Origin of the sequence: Streptomyces sp. NPDC012637 (assembly GCF_042954805.1) — a bacterium.
Classification (GTDB): domain Bacteria; phylum Actinomycetota; class Actinomycetes; order Streptomycetales; family Streptomycetaceae; genus Streptomyces.
Genome location: NZ_JBIBDS010000016.1, coordinates 1 through 21,105, shown reverse-complemented (window position 1 = coordinate 21,105; position 21,105 = coordinate 1). Strand labels below are relative to the sequence as shown.

General features: G+C 68.5%; 15 protein-coding genes. 9 read left to right on the top strand and 6 right to left on the bottom strand.

Translation table 11 applies throughout. The features are described from left to right. The first annotated feature begins 19 nt into the window (after positions 1–19). Positions 20–1,666, top strand: coding sequence for a hypothetical protein (locus tag ACFY8W_RS37325; protein WP_391115584.1), 1,647 nt, complete (start codon positions 20–22; stop codon positions 1,664–1,666). 3 nt (positions 1,667–1,669) lie between these two features. On the opposite strand, the gene ACFY8W_RS37320 is transcribed toward ACFY8W_RS37325, so the two are convergent. Together ACFY8W_RS37320 and ACFY8W_RS37315 are read right to left on the bottom strand one after the other, a co-directional pair. Beyond that, positions 1,670–1,867, bottom strand: a complete 198-nt coding sequence (locus ACFY8W_RS37320) for a DUF397 domain-containing protein (RefSeq protein ID WP_391115581.1) — start codon at positions 1,865–1,867, stop codon at positions 1,670–1,672. Next, positions 1,864–2,733 carry a Scr1 family TA system antitoxin-like transcriptional regulator gene (locus tag ACFY8W_RS37315; protein ID WP_391115578.1) on the bottom strand — a complete coding sequence of 290 codons (870 nt, stop codon included), beginning with the start codon at positions 2,731–2,733 and terminating at the stop codon, positions 1,864–1,866. The genes ACFY8W_RS37320 and ACFY8W_RS37315 overlap by 4 nt, the downstream gene beginning before the upstream one ends. Positions 2,734–2,853: 120 nt before the next feature. Here ACFY8W_RS37315 and ACFY8W_RS37310 point away from each other — a divergent pair, with 120 nt between their 5' ends. The 3 genes from ACFY8W_RS37310 (at position 2,854) to ACFY8W_RS37300 (ending at position 7,526) form a co-directional block, all read left to right on the top strand. Further along, positions 2,854–3,321 carry an ATP-binding protein gene (locus ACFY8W_RS37310; protein WP_391115575.1) on the top strand — a complete coding sequence of 156 codons (468 nt, stop codon included), beginning with the start codon at positions 2,854–2,856 and terminating at the stop codon, positions 3,319–3,321. A 208-nt stretch (positions 3,322–3,529) separates the two neighbouring features. Beyond that, on the top strand, positions 3,530–4,345 hold the full coding sequence (locus ACFY8W_RS37305; protein WP_391115572.1) for a hypothetical protein: 816 nt from the start codon (positions 3,530–3,532) through the stop codon (positions 4,343–4,345). Next, positions 4,338–7,526: a DEAD/DEAH box helicase gene (locus ACFY8W_RS37300; RefSeq protein WP_391115569.1), complete on the top strand. Its 3,189-nt coding sequence runs from the start codon at positions 4,338–4,340 to the stop codon at positions 7,524–7,526. Before ACFY8W_RS37305 ends, ACFY8W_RS37300 begins: the two co-directional genes overlap by 8 nt. A 34-nt stretch (positions 7,527–7,560) precedes the next feature. Here ACFY8W_RS37300 and ACFY8W_RS37295 read toward each other — a convergent pair whose 3' ends face one another. Then, on the bottom strand, positions 7,561–8,160 hold the full coding sequence (locus tag ACFY8W_RS37295) for a hypothetical protein (protein WP_391115567.1): 600 nt from the start codon (positions 8,158–8,160) through the stop codon (positions 7,561–7,563). A gap of 107 nt (positions 8,161–8,267) precedes the next feature. On the opposite strand from ACFY8W_RS37295, the gene ACFY8W_RS37290 reads away from it, so the two are divergent. Both ACFY8W_RS37290 and ACFY8W_RS37285 read left to right on the top strand, forming a co-directional pair. After that, positions 8,268–8,660, top strand: a complete 393-nt coding sequence (locus ACFY8W_RS37290; RefSeq protein WP_391115564.1) for a hypothetical protein — start codon at positions 8,268–8,270, stop codon at positions 8,658–8,660. 55 nt (positions 8,661–8,715) lie between these two features. Beyond that, the gene (locus tag ACFY8W_RS37285; RefSeq protein WP_391115561.1) at positions 8,716–9,225 is read left to right on the top strand and encodes a hypothetical protein; all 510 of its coding nucleotides are present in this window, start codon (positions 8,716–8,718) and stop codon (positions 9,223–9,225) included. 6 nt (positions 9,226–9,231) lie between these two features. On the opposite strand, the gene ACFY8W_RS37280 is transcribed toward ACFY8W_RS37285, so the two are convergent. The 3 genes from ACFY8W_RS37280 to ACFY8W_RS37270 are packed head-to-tail and all read right to left on the bottom strand — an operon-like array spanning position 9,232 to position 15,285. Then, positions 9,232–10,326, bottom strand: coding sequence for an AAA family ATPase (locus tag ACFY8W_RS37280; RefSeq protein ID WP_391115559.1), 1,095 nt, complete (start codon positions 10,324–10,326; stop codon positions 9,232–9,234). 4 nt (positions 10,327–10,330) lie between these two features. Next, on the bottom strand, positions 10,331–12,169 hold the full coding sequence (gene drmB, locus ACFY8W_RS37275; RefSeq protein ID WP_391115557.1) for a DrmB family protein: 1,839 nt from the start codon (positions 12,167–12,169) through the stop codon (positions 10,331–10,333). Next, positions 12,166–15,285 carry a helicase-related protein gene (locus tag ACFY8W_RS37270; protein WP_391115554.1) on the bottom strand — a complete coding sequence of 1,040 codons (3,120 nt, stop codon included), beginning with the start codon at positions 15,283–15,285 and terminating at the stop codon, positions 12,166–12,168. Before ACFY8W_RS37270 ends, drmB begins: the two co-directional genes overlap by 4 nt. A 233-nt stretch (positions 15,286–15,518) precedes the next feature. Between ACFY8W_RS37270 and ACFY8W_RS37265 the strand changes: the two genes are divergently transcribed. The 3 genes from ACFY8W_RS37265 to ACFY8W_RS37255 all read left to right on the top strand — a co-directional run. Next, positions 15,519–17,231, top strand: a complete 1,713-nt coding sequence (locus ACFY8W_RS37265) for a sigma-70 family RNA polymerase sigma factor (protein ID WP_391115551.1) — start codon at positions 15,519–15,521, stop codon at positions 17,229–17,231. A 38-nt stretch (positions 17,232–17,269) separates the two neighbouring features. Beyond that, complete coding sequence (locus tag ACFY8W_RS37260) at positions 17,270–19,438, top strand: UvrD-helicase domain-containing protein (RefSeq protein ID WP_391115549.1); 2,169 nt, start codon at positions 17,270–17,272, stop codon at positions 19,436–19,438. A gap of 1,178 nt (positions 19,439–20,616) precedes the next feature. Next, the coding region (locus tag ACFY8W_RS37255; RefSeq protein WP_391115547.1) for a hypothetical protein at positions 20,617–21,105 on the top strand (489 nt) is incomplete at its 3' end.

The following is a 21,105-nucleotide window of genomic DNA, read 5'->3' as shown; positions in this document are numbered from 1 at the left end:
ACCGCACAGGTAGCCGCCCATGGAACCCTGTAACTACCGCATGGTCGTCTCGACCGAGAAGGACTTCGTCACCGTCTCCGCCGAGGCCGACCGCCAGCTGCACCACTGGTTAGGTGACATGAAGCGGTACGACACGTCCGCACTCGACGAGGGCCGCAACGAGATAGCCGAGGGCGTCACCCTCGACCACGACGCCGCAGCCGGCCGACACGGCTCGTACTCGCGCTGGCGACTGCGCGAGACCCGCAATGAGAAGGACGGCACGTGGCAGTCCACGGTCGTCGTCCGCTCCGGCAGCCGCCATGACGCCCGCCGCACCTGGCTCCAGGTCGACATCGAGCATCAGCCCGCGCCGGACCAGCCGTACATCCGGGCCAACACGCCTGGCATAGCCAAGCTCCTGCTCGACGCACTCCCCGCCCAGGACGGACTCGCGGACGTCGGCACGGTGCCGAAGTTCATCGAGCCGGCTGACGTGGACGAGGTCATCGAAGAGCTCTGCGAGCAGAACCGCAGGCTCCCGATCATCGTCGCGAGTGTCCCTTACGGGCGCGACGCCGAGGCATGGACGGCACAGGTCGTCGAACCGGTCTTCCGGCACCTCACCGGCCTGGCCGTCACGTACGTCCTCCGGCCGGAAGCGCAAGCGGCCTTCAATGCCGCCCTCGAACACCACCCCGTCTTCGGCGGCGGCATCCGCACCTACCGCCCCGGCGTCGACCCGGCGTGGCGGCCCGACGCCCAGCGCCACCCGGTGATGTCCCGGACCACCATCGAGGCGAACCTCAAGCGCGCGGCGGCGATCCTCGCCTCCCTGCCTCAGCAGCTGGCCCTGAGCCACCCGCTCCCCGAGCCGTTGGACACCCTTCCCATCCAGCGCACCCGGCCTCGCCCGGCCACCGACAGTGCCAGCCTTCAAGAGCTCCAGAAGGAGCTCAAGGCCGCCAACGGACTACTGAAGGATGCCGAGGGGCAGGAGGAGTCCCGGGCGGTGGAGATCCGGGAGTTCCGGCGGCGACTCAAGCAGGCGGAAGACCGGGACTTCGACCAGATCGTCGAAAACGACCAGCTCTACGGCGACCTCCAGGACGCCCAGCGCCAGGTCCGCTTCCTGCAGAAGCAGCTCGAAGAGGCCGGCCTCCACGCTCTCGCCCACACCCCGGCTCCCGAACCGGTCGACCAGCCCGGTACGTTCTCCGAAATCATGAACCGCATGGACGAGTTCCCGTACCTGCGCTTCACGGGAAGCCCGAAGAAGACCAAGGACCTCGACGCCCAGTGCATCGGCAACTGGGTCACCGTCGCCTGGGACGCCCTGCACGCCCTGAACGACTACGCCGCCGCGTCCGCCTCCGGCACCGCCGGAGGCGACTTCCGCCACTGGTGCGACAACCTGCCCGACGACTGCGAGAACGCCTTCCCCTCCGGCAAGGTGAAGATGAAGGAGTCGGAGTCGGTCGGGAACAACACGGACTGGCGCCGCCAGCGCACGTTCCCCGTACCGAAGGCGGTCGCCGGGGAGGGCAAGCTGTTCATGCAGGCCCACCTGCGCATCGGCGGGGGCAACACGGTGTCGCCCCGGCTGTACTTCCACGACGACGTCCCAAGCACGGGACTCGTGTACGTGGGGTACATCGGTCCGCACCCGGACAACACGCAGACCTGATCGTCAGCGTGTGACGGCGAACCGTACGAACGCGGTCCACTCCAAGGCGCCGAAGGCCAGTTGGGCGCGGGCGGGCGCCTTGGAGTCACGGACGTGGACGGTGCTGGGTGTGAGGGCGGCCTCCAAGCATTCGCCGCCCTCCGCACCGCTGTAGCTGCTCTTGAACCAGGCGAGTTCGGGCGAGGTTTCGTCAGTACTCATGGCTCTCCCAACAGTTCCTGCATCAGGGCTAGGGACTCACGCGGAGTGAGCGCCTGCCCACGAATGCTTCCGTACCGCGCGGCCAGGATACGCACTTCCTCAGGATGGGTGATCAACTGGCCGACGCCTTGTACTTCCAAGTAGCCGACCTGCTGCTTTCCCTTGGGCGTGAGCAGGATGAAGGGTCCGTCCACCCCGGGATTCTCCTCGCTGTCCAACGGCAGCACTTGCAGAGTGATGTTGCGTAGCCGAGCAAGCCTCAGTAGGTGCTCCAACTGCCCCTGCCATACCTTGTGTCCTCCGAGCCTGCGCCGCAGCACAGACTCGTCGATGAGGGCAGTCACCATGGGAGCTGGCCACCTCGTCAGGATCTCCTGGCGGGCCAGCCGAGAGGCCACACGCTGTTCGACGGTCTCCTCGGACAGCAGCGGCTGTCGACCGTTCAGCACGGTCCGCATGAAGTCCTCGGTCTGCAACAACCCAGGCGGAGCAAGGGTGCTGTAGAAGTTGATCTCAACCGCGCTGGACTCCAATCGGGCGTAGCCCTTGAACCACTCCGGATGCCTCACCTTCGCCTGTGCCTTGGCCTTCTCGACGTCCTCGATCGCGGCCTTCAACAGCCCACCGGCCCCCAACAGCTCGTCCGCCGCCTCCAGGAACTCCCGCTGCGGCGTCCGTCTCCCTCGCTCCAGGGAGGAGATCAGGTCCTCGCTGTACCCGAGCCGGTCGCCCAATTCCCGCTGCGTGAGCCCGGCCCGCTCCCGCAGCAGCTTCAGCTGCTTCCCGATCGCCCGGTTCAGAGCAGTGCTCTGCTCTTCCTCCTCGTACGACTCCTCCGGCTGCTCCGGCTGCTCCGGCTCCGACACGCGCACCCCCTGACGTCACGGCCGACACCCCGTACAGGACACGGCCCGCACCCGTACAACCACCCTCCGTACCGAGGGCTCCTCTGGTCAGGGTAGAGCCGCCCGACCACGCTCAGTGACATGAATGCACAGATCTCCACCCACCGAGCCACCCCGTACGTTCCGTCCGCCGCCCTCCACTTCACCCAGCTGTTCAGCGCCACCCCTCGCGGCGCCCGGCTTGCCCGCCTGCTGACGGTCCACCAGCTCACCGCGTGGGGCTGGCCGCCGGCCTGCGCGACCGCCGAGGCCGCCGCGCTGGTCGTCGCCGAGCTCGCCGCGAACGCGGTGACCCACGGCCGGGTCAGCGGCCGCGGCTTCCGTCTCACCCTCACCGTGACCGACGCCGACGCCGACGCGGGCACGCTCCGTATCGAGGTCACCGACCCGCGCGGGGAACGCGCACTCCCGCCCGGTTCTCCGACCGCGACGCCCCTCGCCGAGTCGGGCCGCGGCCTGCTGCTCGTGGACGCGCTCGCCACGCGCTGGGGCACCGCCCCGTACCCGCCCTCCGGCAAGACCGTCTGGGCATGCCTCCCACTCCTCTGAGGTCGCATACGAGACAGTCCGTCCACAGGTGAACACGCCACGTGGACAACGGCCATAGGAGGTGGAGAGAATTCTGGTCACACCGTCAGGCCCAGAAGTGGTGGGGAGTACCACTCGGCCCGGGGACCGCCCGCACTCGGGTCGGCCCGGCCGTCGGCCGATGGCGGGGAGGCGGCACGGGGGTGTCGCGTGGGGGAAGGACGTACGGGTGGGGGAGAACAGCGCCGTGGGCGCGGTACCGCGCATTCCGCGGGGCACCGAGGTGTACGGCGGCGCGGACGGGTCCGTGTCATGGAGCGGTGTCGAGTTAACGGCCGCCGTGATGCACGAACTGGGTGCCGGGCCGTGGGCCGAGCGGGTCGGGGACCTGGAGGCCACCCGGGACCTCGTCGCGGAGCTGCGCTCCCTGGCTACGACGGACATGGACACGAAGTTCATCAGCACCTTGATGGACAGTGAGCCGCAGCCGCTGCCCTGGCAGGTCGGTGAGGCCCTCGCCGAAGTGCTCCTCGAGCACTGGCACGGGGCGCTGTGGGTGTGGGACGGTGCCCGTGACCGTCGTACGCGCAAGGCGAGCCTGCCGGGGGCCGACCTGGTCGGGCTGTGTGTGGCGGACGGCTCGGCGCGGCTGCTGTTCGGCGAGGTCAAGTCCTCGTCCCAACAGGCGAGCCCACCCAGCGTCATGACAGGCTCAGACGGCATGATCGACCAGCTCAAGCGGCTGTCCGGACGGGACGACCATTTCACTCTCATGAAGTGGCTGCGCTCACGCTGCAGCACCCCCGAGCACAAAGCAGCCTTCCAGACGGCGGCCGGCCGCTATGTGAAGTCGAAGGGCACGGACATCCAGCTCTTCGGCTGTCTGGTACGTGACACCACCCCGGAACCGAGGGACCTGAGCGACCGCGCCGCTGTCCTGGCGAAGACGGTCGTCGAGCCGATGCACGCCTTGCTGACCGCGTGGTACCTCCCCGTGGCCATGACGACGTGGCCCCAGCATGTGGGGGTGCTCGACGTTGGCTGACCTCGGATGGCTGGAAGGCGCCCTGGATCCCGCCCTGGTGGACGAAGCCGGCCAACGGGCGCACCGCGTTCTCGTCGGCTCTGCTCTTCGGGCCGTGCACGGGGAGGTCCCGGAGGAGGGCCCGCTGGAGGCGAGCGAAGCGGTCGACTTCGCGGTGGACTCCCTGGATCTGCTGGCATGGGACGCGATCGCGGAGGATCCGAAGGCGGATTCCACACGGCGGCTGTGCGGGCAGATGTTCGCGCTGGCGCGAGCCCGGCTGCGGGAGCCGGATTCTCTGGAGGCGCGGTTCGAGCTGCTGCGTACGGTCTGCCTGGGCTGGATCGCCGACGAGACACCGCTCGCCGCCCGGCTGCTCGCGGACGTCGAGCTGCCCTCCGTGCCGGAAGTCGGGGAGGACTGGGAGTCCCGCGTCCGGCGCGGCACGGCCGACGCGTGGCTGTTGCTGCTGCGCAAGCGCGGGTGGGACGACCTCGACGCGCTGGAGGAGCTGCTCGTACGGCTGCGGAGCGAGCAGACGGTGTTCGAGGAGTCGTACCTCTCCGCTGCGGGCGACGACGCCTGGCCCGCCACGTGGGCACTGGTCGCTCACTATCACCTGGCGAAGACGGCGGGGCTGCTCGCCGAGTACCTGGCGACCGGCAGTCTGATGCGCCAGCGCCGCCAGAGCCGCCACTACGGCGTCCGCGAGCGCGTCCAGTCGCACACCGACAGCGCCCTGGAAGCGGCCACCGCGTCCGCCGATCCCGATCTGGAGGTGCTCGTACGGCTGCTGACCGCCACGGCCGACCAGATCATCGACAACAGTCTGTGGACTGTGGCCCGGGCCGTCAGTCCCGAGGTGAACGCCTTCGTGGCGTCCCTCGTCGACCGGGGCCGTCCGCGCCCGATCTTCGAGGTGCTGCCGCCACAGCGCGTGGCACTCGCCGAGCAGGGCCTGATCAGAACGGCGCACCGGAGCGTGGTGGTGAGCCTGCCGACGAGTGCCGGCAAGACGCTGATCGCCCAGTTCCGGATCCTCCAGGCCCTGAACGCGTACGACAGGCAGCAGGGCTGGGTCGCCTACGTGGCGCCGAACCGGGCGCTCGTGAACCAGGTGACCCGGCGGCTGCGCCGAGACTTCGACGGGCTGGGGATCGGGGTGGAGCGGGTCAGCCCCGCCCTGGAGCTGGACGGTCTGGAGGCGGACATGCTCACGGATCGGAGCGAACAGCGCTTCCGGGTGCTGGTGGCCACTCCCGAGAAGCTGGACCTGCTGCTGCGGTCGGGGTGGCAGGAGAAGATCGGGCGGCCGTTGTGCCTGGTCGTGGCCGACGAGGCCCACCATTTGGGCGTGGACGAGCGGGGCATCAAGCTGGAACTGCTGCTCGCGACCGTCAACCGGGAGACCCAGGACGCGGGTTTCCTGCTCCTGACGCCCTTCATCGACAACGGGGACGTCATCGCCCAGTGGCTGGACAGCGAGAGTCGGCAGTCGGTCGGCCTTTCGGTGGACTGGACGCCCAACGACCGCATCCTGGCTCTGGCCAGGCGCGAGCACGCTCCCGGGGCGGGCGGCTTCCGCGTGGCCCTGGAAACCCTCGTCACCAGCCGGAGGACGCTCAGCGTCGCCGACATGCTGCCCCTGGACGGGATCCGCCCGCTCGGACTCTCCTGGTCTCAGGCGAACAGCCCGGGCAAGCTCGCGGCGGCCACGGCGACGGTCCTGGCCGAGCGGGGGCAGACCATCACGCTCGCGCAGCGACCGGACCATGCCTGGTCGATCGCCAAGACCATCGCCGGCGGGCGTGAGAACCTGCCGGACGTGGGCGAGGACCTCCAAGCGGTTCAGGATGTCGTCGGGGAGGAGTTCGGTGCGGACTTCCCGCTGACGGGACTGCTCGCCAAAGGTATCGGTATCCACCATCGGGGGCTGCCCGACGACATCCGCACCCTCACCGAGTATCTGGTGGAGGCAGGGGACCTGACCCACCTGGTCTCCACCACGACCATCGCCCAGGGCGTCAACTTCCCAGTGGCGAACGTCGTCCTCGCCTCCCACCAGTTCCCTTACGGGGTCGACATCCCGGCACCGGACTTCTGGAATCTGGCGGGGCGCGCGGGGCGGGTTGATCAAGGCGAGGTGGGCCTGATCGCGCTCGCCGCCACGGACGAGGTGAAGGCCGGGAAGTTGCGGGACTTCGTCGACCGCAAGGTGGCGGACCTGAACTCCACCCTCATCGACATGGTGTCGTCCGCCCTGAGCACGTACGGCCACCTCGACCTGCACACACTGGCGCATCTCCCCCAGTGGTCCGCCTTCGTCCAGTATCTCGCGCACACCTACCGGCAGATCGGGGACGGCGAGGAGTTCGCCGAGGAAGCCGAGCAGATCCTCCGCGGCACCCTGGGCTTTCAAGATCTTCGGCGCAGGAACCGCGGCTGGGCGGCGGAGCTGACCCGCAGCGTGCGGGCCTATGCGGAGCGGCTGTCAGGGAAGGCCCTGGGGCTTGTCGACACTACGGGTTTCTCCTGGGAGAGCGTCGCGGCCACGCTCGGCCGGCTGAGCGAGGCGCGGATCGACCCCGATGTGTGGGAGCTGCCGCTCTTCCAGGGGGATCGTCGGCCACTCGCGAAGCTCGTCGGTGTGATGCTGGAGATTCCCGAACTCAGGAATCATCTGGTCGAGATCACGGATGAACACGAGGGCCGTTCCGGCGACTTCATCGCCCGGGTCATGCAGGACTGGGTGAACGGTGCGTCCGTGCCACAGCTGGCCGCCGCCCATTTCCGGAAGACCGGTGAGTCCGACGGCCTGAAGGCGATCACCAGGTGCTGCCAGCGACTCTTCAGCGACATGGCGCCCACGGTCTCCTGGGGGCTGTCCGCCCTCCAGTCCCTCACCTTGGGGCGGGAGTTCGCCACACTGCACGCGGACACACAGCGCGAGCTGCGGAACACCCCGTCGTATGCCTTCTACGGCGTGCGCACGGAGGACGCGATCGCCATGCGCCTCGCGGGGGTGCCTCGGTCGGCGGCGGCGCCCATGGCCGTGGCGGTCACGGGCGAGCAGAGCCGCGTCGCTCCAGCCGAGGCCCGCGCCCGGCTGAGCGCGCTGCCCGCGGCGGGCTGGCGGTCGGCGCTGGGCCCGAAGGGTCCGGCCTACCGGAGGGTCTGGCGCATCCTGGACGGGGCGCAGTGAGGCGCCCGAGCGCCGGAACCCTCCTCTCCGGCGCTCACCGCACGCAGGAGGCCCACAGCGTGTAGGCGCGCCGCATCTCCGAGAGGAGCGCGGCCGTAACATCCGGTGTCCCGAAGGAGTCCACCGCCCGGTCCACCACTGTGCGCAGGTGTTCCGAAGTGATCCGGATCCGCTCCTGTCCGACGCGCTGCCGTTCGACGGTGAGCGCGCGGTCCCGCTCCCACAGGTCCTCCAGCGTCACGTCCCGGGGGTCCTCCACGTCGTGGACTGTGGGGACGCGTGGCAGGTCGTGTTCGGACAGGGACGGAACGGACCAGTCGTCGAGGCAGTCGATCTCGTCAGCCTCGCCGTCGAGGATGCGGCTCACCACTGCCCGGTCGGCCTCTGACCGGGCAACCTCGGCGGCGAGTACGTCAAGTCGGTCGAGCACGGCGGAGATGGCGGCTCGGTCACGCCGCCGCAGCAGGGTGTCCAGTTCGCGAGCGACTTCCCCGCCGGTCTCCTGCACCCGGTCGAGCAGGTCGTTGCAGCGCCCGATCTCGTCGAACGCCCGCTGCACGGCTCGTACGGCCAACTCGACGTTCCGCAGCCCCCGGTCCAGGTCGTCCCCGTATTCCTCGACCACCTCGGTCACATCCCCACCCCCGTCATCCGCATGCTCCTGACCGAATCCTAGGGATCTTCCGCAGGACGCGCCCTCAAGGGTTGACAACAGAGGAAGACATAGCGCTAATAGTCACTATGCCGACTATCGAGCTGGATGAGCTCACACATAGCAAGGTCATCTTCGCGGCCCGCGTCATGGGATGCAGCCCCTCGGAGGTGGTCAGCCGGCTGGTGGAGTCCTGGAGCTCGGCGGAGGAGGCCGACACCGAGCCGGAGGAGGTCCGGGTGCACGCCGTGTACCGCGGGGAGCGAGTCTCCGGCCTCTTCGATCCGGCCACCCGAGCGCTGACGGTCACCGCCGGACCCGGTGCCGGAAAGACCCACTCCTCCCCCAGTGCGGCGGCCATGGCCGTGATCCACGCCATCAACCCCGACCGCAATCCGAGCGTGAACGGCTGGTCCTTCTGGCGCGTCACGCGCACCGGCGAGGAGCTGAAGTCCCTGCGCAGGCCGCCGCGGACCGTGTGACCTGCCTCGTTTCCGCACCTCACCCCCGTCGACCCACCGAAAGGACGCGCACGCCATGACCACACAGAACGCCCCCGCCACCCACCTGCTGATCATCAGCGACCACGAGCCCCTCGCCTGGGTCCTGGAGAGCCAGCGCATGGCCTTCCCCGCGGGCCGCACCCGCGAGTCGCTCACCGTGAACAAGGGTGACGAGGTGCTGCTCTACACAACCCGCGGCTGCTTCGGCAACCAGACCCGGGACCTCGGCCGGGTCATCGGCCTGGCCACGCTCACCAGCGAAGTGAGCACACTGGACCGGCCGGTGACGTTCCACGAGCGCCGGTTCACGGAAGGCTGCCGTCTCCGCATCCACGGCCTGACTCCCTTCAGGGAGGGCGTGGCGCTGAGGGACCTGGTCGACCACCTTCAGGTGTTTCCCGAGCCCCGCAACTGGAACGTCCGGATGCGCAGGGCCTCCCTGAAGCTGCCCGAGGCCGACGCGGCGCTCGTCAAGCGCGAGCTGCAGCCGCTGCTCAAGCCCTACAAGGACGTCGTCGGGGACTACGCCCTCCCGCGTCGGTGAGGCGAGCTACGAGCGGACCAGCTCGGCACCCGGAACCGTCGCAAGCATCGGAGGCTCCGTCTCTCCCGCGTACCCCAGGAACAGGTGGGAGGCGGCGCGAGTGATCAGGACGTAATACCGCATCCGCAGGCCGGCCGCGGTGGGGTCCTCGCCGGCGTCCAGGTGGGTGTCGGGCACGAAGACCGCATCAAACCCGAGACCCTTGGCGCTCGCCCGGTTCAGGACCGTCACCCCCGGACGGTCGAGGTCGAGGGTGCGGTAGCGGCCGGTCGACTCGCCCACGTATGCCTGGAGGCGCGCGGGTGGGAGAAGGCGCTCCAGACGGCCGACCAGATCCATCTGGTGGCGGGTGTGGCGCAGGACCACACCGACGCGGTGTGCTGGGTGGGTGCCGGCGTACTCGGCGATGTGCGCGGCCACCTGCTGGGCGCTGCCATAGCGGTGCAGCGAGGGCGGGGGTCCCTGCCGGTCCGGCAGGGCGGGCGGGGAGCCACTCACGTGGAAGCGGGCGGCCAGCGCGGCCACCTGGCGGGTGGTGCGGTGCATGTCCGTCAGGTCATGGCGGTTCGAGCCGGTGAGGATGGTGCCGATCTCGGCCAGTGTGGACTGGGTGTCCGTGATGCGCTGACACTCGTCGGCGAAGACGGTCGTCTGTGCACCGATCAGGCGGCACAACCGGTAGAAGTCCGTCGGCATGTCCTGGCCCTCGTCGATCACGAGGTATGGCTGTGTCGTCATGCGGGTCAGCGCTGCCTGTTGGATGACGGCCGCCCAGTCGAACCAACCGTCGTCGGTCTGGGGAGCGGCGCTGCCCGTCCGAGCGCGGTGCCAGGCGTGCAGCCAGCGGTGAACCGTCGACACCTCCAGGCCCTCGCTCGGGCCCAGGGCCGCCGCCAGCGGTTCGAGCGACTGGCGAAGGAGATTGGAGCGGGTCAGCAAGGTGACCCGCTCACCGGTCAGCGCGAGCATGACCGCACGCTGCACTGCGAGGACGCTCTTGCCGGACCCCGGAGGGCCGGTGACCAGGTGAAACCCATCGAACGGGAGTCCGGACAGCAGGTTTCGCTGGTCCGGTGCGAGGGACAGGAAGTCCAGCGTCACCCGTTCATTCCCCCATCCCCGCGGCGGTCGTTCGGGCCGCACTGATCACGTCCTCGAAGTAGCCCGGTACGCCCCCTCCGCCGACGACGAGCACGCGGTCCAGGAGGGTGTTGCCCGTTTCGCAGCTGGTCTCGGGCAACAGGACGCAGGCGTGGCACGCGCCCCGGTTGAGGTTCCCGAAGCCCTGACCGGAGTGTTCGGCGCAGAGAGGGTCGGCCGAGCACCAGGCCGCCGTCTCGATCATGTGCAGCAGCGTCTCGGCGAGGTGCGGCGCTTCGCCCTGCTGGACCAGGCCGCCGAGCGTACCGGCGGCATCGCCCGCCGCCGTGTAGACGAGCAGGCCGGCCTGGTCCCGGTCGGCACGGGCGTAGACCCGCTCACGCAGGCTGGCCGTCGTATAGCCGGACTCGAAGGACATCTGGCGGATGAGGAGGTGGGCGAGGGTGTGGAGCAGGACGAAGCGGGGGGCCATGACCGTTCCGGTGTGCGCTTCAAGACGGTCCCGCTGGAAGCTGCGCTCCAGGTCGCCCCGCATGTCACGGACCCGCTTCACAACAGCGTCTTCACGCTCCCAGTCCGCGAGGCGCCGCGCGTCGAGCGTGAGGAAGACGCCTTCGCCGTACACCTCCACAGCTGGCAGCCACCGCAGGCGGCGCGAGGTGTCGGCCGGGACGAAGGTCGCGTCGGGGGCGACCCGGGTGAAGCCCTGGAGGGCTCGGACCTCCCGCAGCCGGTCGACGAGGACCACCTCGCCGACCCGATCGCGCAGCGTGGACCAGGGGGCTTCGGTCTCCCCTGCCAACCCGAGGTCGGTGCGTCGGACCACGAAGTCGCGGGTGGCCTCCGGAGTGGGCGCGGTGAGCGCAGCCCACTCCTCACTGGAGAGGTCGGGGTACACCGGGCGGTCGAGTGCGGCCCCGGGGGCGACGGCGGCGCCGGTCTCCTCGGCCAGGAGGGTGTCGATCAGGGCGTCCTCGGCCTGGGTCTCCTGCTTGATCATGTCGCGCAGGGCCGGCGCGTTGGGACCGTCCGGGGCGGTGCACAGGGCGAGCCAGAGAGCACTGGCGCGTACCTTGTCCGCTGCCTCGCTCTCCACAGCCGCCGTTCCGTCTGCTTCAGGGATGTCGAGCGCGGAGTGCACCACCGGGTAGTAGAGGTTGCCCGCAGTGCGCTGGACGACCTGCACGGCTTCTCGGCAGTCCGCGCTCTCGGACGCTCGTTGCCAGGGATTGCGGCCTGAGCAGCGCAGACCATGTGTGCCGAGGACCGAGAGAAGGTCCCTGGAGGCACCAGGGCACTTCGGCGCCGTGCACACGATCGAGAGGGCTTCGAGGCCTGCGGCTCGCCCGGAGACGCGGAAGCTCAGGTGTTCCCTGGACGAGCAGGCCTGACGTTCTTCGGGAGCCAGCGGGGAGTGCGCCCAGAACCACCAGTCGACGTCGGAGAGATGTCCGGCTTTGCAGATCTGCACGAACCGCATGGGGACGAGCGGCCGCCTGGGCGCACACTGAGGGCACCGCGGATGTGTCCCCGGGGTCTCGTCCGCGATGCGCCAGCGTCGCATCCTGCGGCATGTGCCGCAGAACAGCCAGGTGGGGAAGCGGATGTAGGGGGCTCCGGGCGCGTCGGGGTTGTCATAGCGGTCGTTGAGGGTCGCCGGAGCCGCGAAGAGGCCGCTCACCCGCAGCCGTGCGGCCAGCCGGGGCGAGTCGACGGGCTGACGCTTGTGCGGCCAGTCCCCGATGCCTGTGGCGACGAACGACTCTCCCTGGATGTCGAGAACGGCGCCGACCCCGAAGGGCAGAACCGTCTGGGCCTGGCGGACACGCAGTTTGCGGGTCACCGGTCGGCTCCCTTCACCGTGATCTGGCACTCGCGGTCCACCGTGCGCAGCGAATGCGGGGTCTCCCAGAGCCCGCCGTACTGCTCGAAGTTCTTCAGCAGGTTCAGGTGGCCCTTCCCCTGGCTGCGGTAGTAGAGCGGAGCTCCCGCGTCACGGGCCTGCTGGGCGTGCTCCTGCCATGCGGCGAGCAGCTCGTCCAGGTCGTCCCGTACAGCGTCCTCGGCACGCGGGTCGCTCTCCTTCACCCACGCGACGAGTTCCTCCGCCAGCGCGACGGCGCGGGGCAGGTGGTCGAGGAGTTCGCCCGCCTGGTTCTCCGCGGCCAGGCCGAGGCGGTGCCGGATGAGCACGACCAGGGCGGCATGCAGCGCCCGGCGGCGGGCCGGAACGGACCACGGAGTGACACTGGTCGGCTCGACATGCCGGTACAGCGAACGGTGATAAACGCCGAAGGTCTCATAGTGAGAGCGGTCCCGGGGACGGGTGGCGTTGAAGAACGTGACGACGAGACCGGGCACCTTGTCACGGCCTACGCGGCTGCTGGCCTGGATGTACTCCGCGGTCGTCTTGGGCTGGCCGAGCATGAGCATGAGCGCCAGCCGCTTCACGTCGACCCCGACCGACAGCATGTTGGTGCAGGCCAGGAACGAGATGGCGTCGGACTGGTCCCACGTCTTCTCCAACCGGTCCAGCAGGACCGGCTGTTCGGCGCGCGGCAGGTTGCTCGTCAGCTCCTGCACCTGTCGGTCGGTGAGCTCTCGGGCGCCCTTCCCCGCCGCGAGTCCTGTGAGCTGCGCGGGGATGTCATCGCCTGCCGCGGTGACGGTGCGGCCCAGCTCCCGCAGACTGTGGTGGTAGGCGACCAGGGTCCAGTACGCGTCGCGGTGCTCCTCCGGGAGTTCGTACGCCCCCTGCAGCATGGCCGCCCCGGTGGCGACTGCGGCACGGCCCGCCGTGTGTCCCTGAGCCATGACACCCAGGTATCGGCGGCCCGGCCGGCTCGTGTCCGGTTCGGCGAAGTAGGAATGGCGTGCGTCGAGCCCGGCAGAGGGAAAGAGCTGGACGTCCCTGCCGTACAGGCTGCGCACCTGTTCTCCCGAGCGGCGGATCGTCGCTGTGGACGCCACCACCTTGGGTCCTCGTCCTCCGGACGAGCACAAAGAGAGCACGGCCGACTCGTACAGTCCGGTCAACGAGCCCAGCGGGCCGGTGAGCAGGTGCAGTTCGTCCTGGATGACCAGGCTGGGCGGGCGGTTCTCCGTACCTGCACCGAACAGAGCGCCCGCCCTGGGCTCCCAGGCGAGACGGGCGAACTTGTCGACCGTGCCGAGGACGAACGTCGGCGGACGCTCGTAGAGGTGGTCGTCGACGACGGCGACGGGAAGGACGTCGTGGAATTCGCACTCGTCGCGCGGGCAGTAGAACGCGAAGGAAGCTTCGGTGGCCCGGATGCCGTAGTCCCCGATGTCGGCGGACCTGGCCCGCGGCAAAATACGCGTCCCGCACCAGGGGCAGCGGTCGAGGATGAACGCCTCCTCGGGATGGGCGGCGTCACGCAGGTCCTGGAACCGCTTGTGCGCGTCGGCATAGCTGTTGGCGACTGTGGTGTCGCCGACCCACAAGCCGATGGAGAACGGTTCTCCGCCAAGTCGTTCCTGGTCAGGGCGGCGTAGCCGTTCGAGGGCGCAGACCATGGTGGCGGCGCGCTGGAACTGCTGAGTCGTGAGAAGGCTCAGCGTGTACCGACTGAGGACAGCCGTGCCGCCGCCGTCCCCTTCCGCCCGGAAGCGACGCAGCACCATGACGAACGCGGCGAGGAGCAGGTAGGCCTCTGTCTTGCCACCGCCGGTCGGGAACCAGATCAGGTCGACGGTGTCCCGGTCGGGATGGCGCTCGTCCACGGCGCCGTCCAAGGCCAGCAGGAAGAAGGCGAGCTGGAACGGGCGCCAACAGTACTCGGGGTCCGGCTCCGGCTCGACGAACATCGGCGCCCGGCGTTCCCGGCGTTCGCCGGCCTGATCACGCTTGCCGTGCCGCATTTGAAGCGCCATCGCTCGGTTGGCCATGCGGAAGGCGGTGAGGATCTCGGGGCGGTCGGGGTCGCAGAGCGTCTCGATTCCGGATTCGATACGGATCACGGCGGCGTGAATGCGCTTCAGGATCCGATCGGCTGCCTTCCGTCCCCACGGAGGGACTTGGGCGGCCTGCTGCTGTTCGCACCACGTGCGGTATCCGGCGGCAAACTCCCTCAGTTCTTCCCGCAGTGCAGCGAGGGGAACCTGATCGTCGGAGAGGTGCGCCAGGGCGAGGACGGGCAGGCCGGAGGGGCCGGCCGCCCGGACCGCCGGCACGTCGACTTCCGGTAGTACGTCAGCTTTCACCCCCACCACTTCGTCGCCGACAGCCAGCTCCCGGACCGCGCAGCCATGGCCGATGGCATGAGTGCGAACGTGGCGGTACTGCAGGCGCAGCTCCTGCTCCTCCTCGTCCCGGCTGGTCAGAGTGGAACTCGGGTACTGGCGGATGTGCCCGCCCGGAACCGCGATGTGCAGGCCGACCTGGAACAGCATCCGGTCCCAGGCAGGGGTGTCGCGCCCCTCATCGGAGCGGGCCGCGTTCACGATGCCGATCGTGACGAGGTGGCCTTCCCTGAACGGGCGCCAGACCGGGCGGATTTCCGCTCTCCCGCCAAAAATGGGGATCGGCCGCACATCGTCGGGCCGCACGGTCCTCGTCGCTTCCTGTAGCGGTTCACGCCGCCACTGGCGGGTTCGCTCGCCCTGTTCGGTCACGTAGCGGGCGGCTGAGCACACGATCCGCAGTTCGCTCACGTCGGTGTAGAAACTGATGCCGAGCGAGGAGGGAAGCCAGGCGTTGGCGGCCGGCAGCGGATCGTCCGCCGGGCTGCTGTCCTCGCGGGCTCGGTCGGTGTCGTGGCTTTCGTCCGCGACATCCCCGGACTGATGAAGCTGACGGTGCAGGTCGGCGTCCTGGGGGTAGAGGGTGCCGACCAGATACTGCCGGTCGGGAGGAAACAGCAGAACCTCGTGCTCCCCCTCCGCGGGCCCCATCAGCTGTCGGCGCAGGTAGGCGGTCAGCTCGTCACGCGGCTCCAACTCGTGCCCTCCCCATCGGCCCGTGCCCGTGCGAGGACACCGGACCCACACCCCCAAGTCCCGTGATCGTAGCGCGCATTCGCAACCATCAGCCGACGATTGTCCGAGTCACATGCCACAGTCGTCCCATGGCAGGCATCACACCAGGGTCCCGTGAAGACAGGGAACAGGGGCTGAGGGCAGCGTTGGGGACGCTCGTACGGCGGCTGCGCGAGTTGTCGACGGAGGGGGTGGTGAAGCGTGATGACTTCCTTGCCGCGACCTCAGGACTTGGTCTGAGCGGCGAAGAGCTCGATCGCTTGGCACAGCAGTTGAAGTCACTCGGCCTCAAGGTCACCAGCGAAACAGCCGCCCCGCCCTGTCGGGTTACCAGCACCGCCTTGCACCCAACTCCCTTACCTCCGGCCGCAACCCCACCACCGGGTACCTCCGAACAGCGTGCCGTTCGCCTCAGTCCGAGGGTGACGACCGCGCTCGAACTGGCCCGGCGATACATGGGCACGGGGCTTGCAGCAGACCGCTTGGCGCACGGCGTCGGCCGCCTGTGCGGGCTCGACATCGGGGAGACTCAGCTCCTGGCGACGGCTATGACAGCCCAGCAGCCGGAACCTCCCACCGTTCGTACGCAGCCTGCGCAAGACCAGACGAATCCTCCCGAAGGGCGTCGGGCGGAACTTGCGCAGGAGGCATCCTCGCCCTTGCCCGCACCGGCCTCCTCAGCCGTGAAGGGGAAGTACTCGGCGGAAATCGCTGCTGCAACTGCCCTGCTGGAGCAGCGTCGTTTCCTCCGTCGCCCGGCCAAACGCCTCCTCAGCGCCCAAGAGGAAGTGGGCCTCGCCCTGCTGATGCGCGGGCAATGCGGTCACGCGGCGCGGACACCACTGACCGAACGGGATCTCGCCGCTCTTCCCCGGGAGGACGTCCGCAGGCGAGCGTACGACGCCATGGTGGAACACAACATGGGCCTCGTCCACGAGGTGCGGAAGAAGCACACGGGTCAGGGTGTGGAGGACGAGGATCTGGTGCACTACGGCGTGCTGGGACTGATGCACGCCGTATGCAAGTTCGATCTGGACCGGGGATTCAAGTTTTCCACCTACGCCTACCATTGGATCCGTCAGGCGATGAGCCGCGCCGTCGCCGATTACGGCAGTGCGATTCGCATCCCCGTACATCTCCATGAGGAGATGCACAAAGCAGCCGCCGCAGAAGCTCGGCTTCGCGCATGCGGGCAGTCGGCGTCGCCGGCAGCTGTCGCCTTGGCCACAGGGCTCACGGTGACGCGAGTCGAGGAGATCCGACGCATCAGCAGGGTGACCGACTCGCTCGACCGTGAACTGTTCGAGGGCGCGAATCTGGCGGATCTCCTCTCCCCTGAACTGCCCTCGGAAGGCCCCGAGGAGCAGCTGCGCTTCCAGTGGTCGCGCGACGATGTCGAGCAGCGTCTCCTGGCAAGGCTCGACGCCAAGTCGGCGGACATCCTGCGGCGGCGTTCCGGCCTGATCGACCAGCAAGTCCAGACCCTCGAAGCCATTGGATCGGACTACGGAGTCACAAGAGAACGCATCCGGCAGATCGAGACCAAGGCCCGCAACCGGGTGAAGGAGCTGCTCGTTGAGGAACAGCAGGCACACTCAGCTGCGGCGACTGCACCTCGCCCCACCCGCCCACACCACGTTCTCCGGCCGACCGCCCAACAGTCCGCCACCGAGAACGAAGACGAGCATTCCGCGTGGGGACTGGCCTTGGCCGCCCAGCGGATGGTTGCAGGGCTCGGGCGTGCAGCGCTCGACCACCGTGCAGGACCGCAGGGCGCCCGGATCATTCGCGCGATCGCGGACGGAAGGCTGCCCGGATCGGCAGCGTCCACCCGACTGCGCCAGATCCTCATGGGCCACGGCCTCACCGAGCAGAGCGAGCCGCACGATCCCGCGCCTCACGAGTAGGGTGGGCCGCGTCGTACCGCATGGGGAGGGACGGTCCGTTGCCGCAGCTGGCGTTCGCCAATACCTTCTGGGACAAGTTCGAGCAGCTGGAGAAACCCGTCCGCGCAGGCGTACGGAAGGCGATGAAGAAGTTCCAGCAGCTGACGGTCGCGGAACTCCACGCCGACAAGGGCCTCCACCTCGAGTCCGTGGAGAACGCGGCCGACCGCCGGATGCGGACGATCAGGATCACGGACTTCTGGCGAGGCGTGGTTCTCGCTCCGGATGACGGCGGCGACACCTTCCTCCTCGTCAACGTGGTCCCGCACGACAAGGCCTACGACTGGGCGGCCAAGCGCCTCTACACCGTCAATACCGCCACGCGGGGGCTCGAAGTCCGCAATGTCGTCGTGATCGATCAGCTCACACCTGTGCTGGAGAAGACGGCGGCGGAGGCATCCGCACGGCTCTTCGACTCCTTCTCCGACTCGTCCCTGACCCGACTCGGGATTGACGAGCGCACCCTGCGTGCGGCACGGACGATCCTCGACAAACCGCAGCTGGAAGCGTTCGCCTCGCTCTTCCCCGAGGACCAGTTCGAGGTCCTGCAGTACCTTGCGGAAGGATTTGACGCGGACACCGTCTGGCGCGAGGTCGTCGTCCTGAGGCGCCCGACGGACCCTGGCCCCTACGACCCCGACGACCTGTCCACGGCCATCGCCAACACCCACAGCCGCATTACCGTCGTCACCGGGGCAGAGGAGCTGGAGGACATCCTCACCAAGCCCTTCGCCGCGTGGCGCGTCTTCCTCCACCCCGCCCAACGACGTGTCGCCTATAGGGCGACCTTCGGCGGCTCCGCCCAGGTCAGCGGCGGTCCCGGCACGGGAAAGACCGTGGTCGCCCTGCATCGCGTCAAGCATCTGCTCCAGAGGTCGCCCGAGAGCCGAAGAATCCTGCTCACGACCTACACCACGGCGTTGGCCAGCACTCTCCGGGAGAGCCTGACGCTCCTGCTGGAGGACAAAGAACTACTGCGACGCGTCGATGTGACCACGGTCGACGCACTGGCCCGGGACGTCGTCCGCCGCCGGCGCGGGTCCGTGCCCAGACTGAGTGATGACGCGGATGAGAGGTTTCGCTGGCGCAAGATCCGGGAGCAGCTCCGTCTCTCCTGGAGCGAGCAGTTTCTCTCCCAGGAATACCGGCATGTCGTCCTCGCTCAGTCCCTCACCTCGGAGGACGAGTACCTGCGTGCCCTGCGGCGTGGCAGGGGGTCGGCGCTCGGGCCGGTCAAGCGCGTCCAGCTATGGCGGGCGATGCAGATGTTCGAGCAGGGGCTGCGCAAGGATGGGAAGTGTACGTATCTGCAGCTGTGCACGGATGCGGCCCGACTTCTGAGCGGCCCAGATGCGGGAGACGCCCCGTACGCGCACGTCGTGGTCGACGAGGCCCAAGACCTGCACCCGGCCCAGTGGCGCGTTCTGCGGGGTGCCGTCGCTCCGGGCCCGGACGACCTGTTCATCACCGGCGATCCACATCAGCGCATCTACGACTCACGCGTCTCGCTCGCTGCACTCGGCATTTCGGTGACGGGACGATCGAGTCGCTTGCGTATCAACTACCGCAGCACGGAGGAGATCCTCCGCTGGGCCGCCCATCTGATGGAGAATAAGCCCGTCGAGTCACTGTCGGGCGAAGGCACTGACTCACTTGCCGGCTACCACTCCCTCCTGCACGGCCGCAGGCCGACCCTCGAGGATTTTGGCAGTGAACACACTGAATTGACTGCCCTGGTGAAGAAGATCGACGGTTGGGTGAAGAGCGGGGTGCCACCAGCGGAGATGGCTGTGGCGGCCCGGTTTCACCAGACGCTCGACAAGGTCAGGAATCGACTGGAGGGTGCCGGCGTACCAACGGTGTTCGTCAAGGACGGCCCCGATGCGAAGGATGCCGGAGTACGTCTCGCGACGCTGCACGCGATGAAGGGACTGGAGTTCCGGAACGTGGCAGTTCTCGGCGTGTCAGCGGGCGCCTTTCCCTTTCCACCGGCGGTCACACCGGCCGAGGTGGACCAGCTGCAACACGAGACGGACATGTTGACTGAGCGGTGTCTGGTGTTCGTCGCTTGTACACGCGCCCGGGAGGAGCTGTACGTCTCCTTCAGCGGCAAGGGCAGCAGCTTCCTTCCCCCTCGTCCTGAGCGGCAAGGATCCTCCTTGAAGTAGCCGGTGTTGGCGTAGATCCGGCATCTGAGCTGGTCCTGTGGACGCGGCAGCTCACAGCCCGTGGTCGTCCATCAATCGCATCAGGTTCCGCTTCCGCCGCTCCGGCTCGGACTCCCCCAACGGCCCTCACACTAACTGCCGCCCGGCCCACGGCTCCATCCTCGCATCAGGCCGACAACCGATTCTCTGCGGCGCCTCGCGTCCCACCTGAATGGTCGTCGACCGTCCCGGCCCCCGGACCTTCCCCCGAAAGGTGCCGCATGACCGAGCCCGCCACCGTGAACCTGACGAAAGCCTCGCCCACGGACTCCCGCAGCACCTGCCCTACACCACGATCACTGACACCATCCATCCCGTCATGTCAGCCATAAGTCGAGGGCAGACCATTGAAACGGCCGGTCGATGAACGTCAGGTTGCGGTACTTGAGTGGGTGGCAGCCGGGTGCCCTGTCAGGGTGTGGGATACCAGCTCCTACAAGACCACGTGCCAGGCACTGCAGAACCGGGGCCTGGTCACGGTCTCCCGGAAGGGCGGCCAGTGGAGCGTCGCGCCCTGACGGCTGCTGGCCGGCATTACCTGACGCACGACACCTACCCTCCACGCGGGTACCGCCCGCGGAAGACCCAGATCGCCACTCCGCAACCGCCGCCCACCCGAGCCCTGGAGACTCCGGTAGCCGAGCGAAAGCCAAGCCCTCCCCCACAGCCTCCCGTGACGTTCACGGATCAGTTGTTCAAAGAGCTCGCGGAGGCCGGCGGCCGGATCGTCAAGAGCGGCAGCGATTTGGACTTGAAGAAGTGGCCGTCCCGCGTCGCCGCAGCACGCAGATCCGGAAGGGGCCCGAAGGCGAAAGAGCTGTACGGAGGCTGGTGCTATGGCGGGTCGAAATCCAACTCGTCGACATCCCCGCCCGGCGCCTCGCCGCCCTCGCCCCGTCCCCGTGCCCTCCCGGCTCGCGCGGCCGCACACGTGGTCCGGGCCATGCGGAACGAACCCCAGCCGCTGGGCCTCACCAAGTCCGTCCAAGGACGCGCCCTCAGGCTTATCCAGGCGCTGATCATCACTGCCGAGAACGAAGGACATTCCAGTTCGGCAGGACAGACTGGCTCCGCGCCCCCTTCCCATCGCCGCCGCAGGGCAGATCCTCACTTCACCATCACGTCACAGGGCCAGGCTAGTGGGGCTCCTTGTCCTCCAGGAGCAGGACCGGACGGAGCACGTCGCCACCGAAAAGAAACTCGCCCAGGCCAAGAAGAACTCCTGGATCAGGATCCCCCGCTTCGACTACACCGCGTCCGAAGGGCTCCGCTTCGTCCTCAGCGGCGGCCAGCCGCACAGGGCGAGCGAATGGGCCGGCACCCCCGCACGCTCCCTCGAAGACCAGCTCGCCGAGATCGTGCAGGAGGTCACGCTTCGCGGCGAAGCCGCCGAACGCAGACGTCTCGACGAGATCGAAGCAGCCCGCCAGAAGCGCATCCGCTGGGAAGCCGCCATGGATGAAGCACGCGTCAAGTACGCCGAGCCATACCGCGTCAGACACTTCGAGGCGCAGGAAGCGGCATGGCGCCACACCACCCGACTCGCGGAGCACGTGAGCGCCGTACGCACCGGGGTCGAGACCATGCCTCCGGGTCAGACCAGAACCGAAGCCGAAGCGTCGATCGAC

Bases quoted from the DNA above. Each gene is read 5' to 3' on its own strand.
- ACFY8W_RS37325 (WP_391115584.1), top strand. From the start codon at position 20: ATGGAACCCTGTAACTACCGCATGGTCGTCTCGACCGAGAAGGACTTC.
- ACFY8W_RS37320 (WP_391115581.1), bottom strand. From the start codon at position 1,867: ATGAGTACTGACGAAACCTCGCCCGAACTCGCCTGGTTCAAGAGCAGC.
- ACFY8W_RS37310 (WP_391115575.1), top strand. From the start codon at position 2,854: ATGAATGCACAGATCTCCACCCACCGAGCCACCCCGTACGTTCCGTCC.
- ACFY8W_RS37290 (WP_391115564.1), top strand. From the start codon at position 8,268: ATGCCGACTATCGAGCTGGATGAGCTCACACATAGCAAGGTCATCTTC.
- ACFY8W_RS37285 (WP_391115561.1), top strand. From the start codon at position 8,716: ATGACCACACAGAACGCCCCCGCCACCCACCTGCTGATCATCAGCGAC.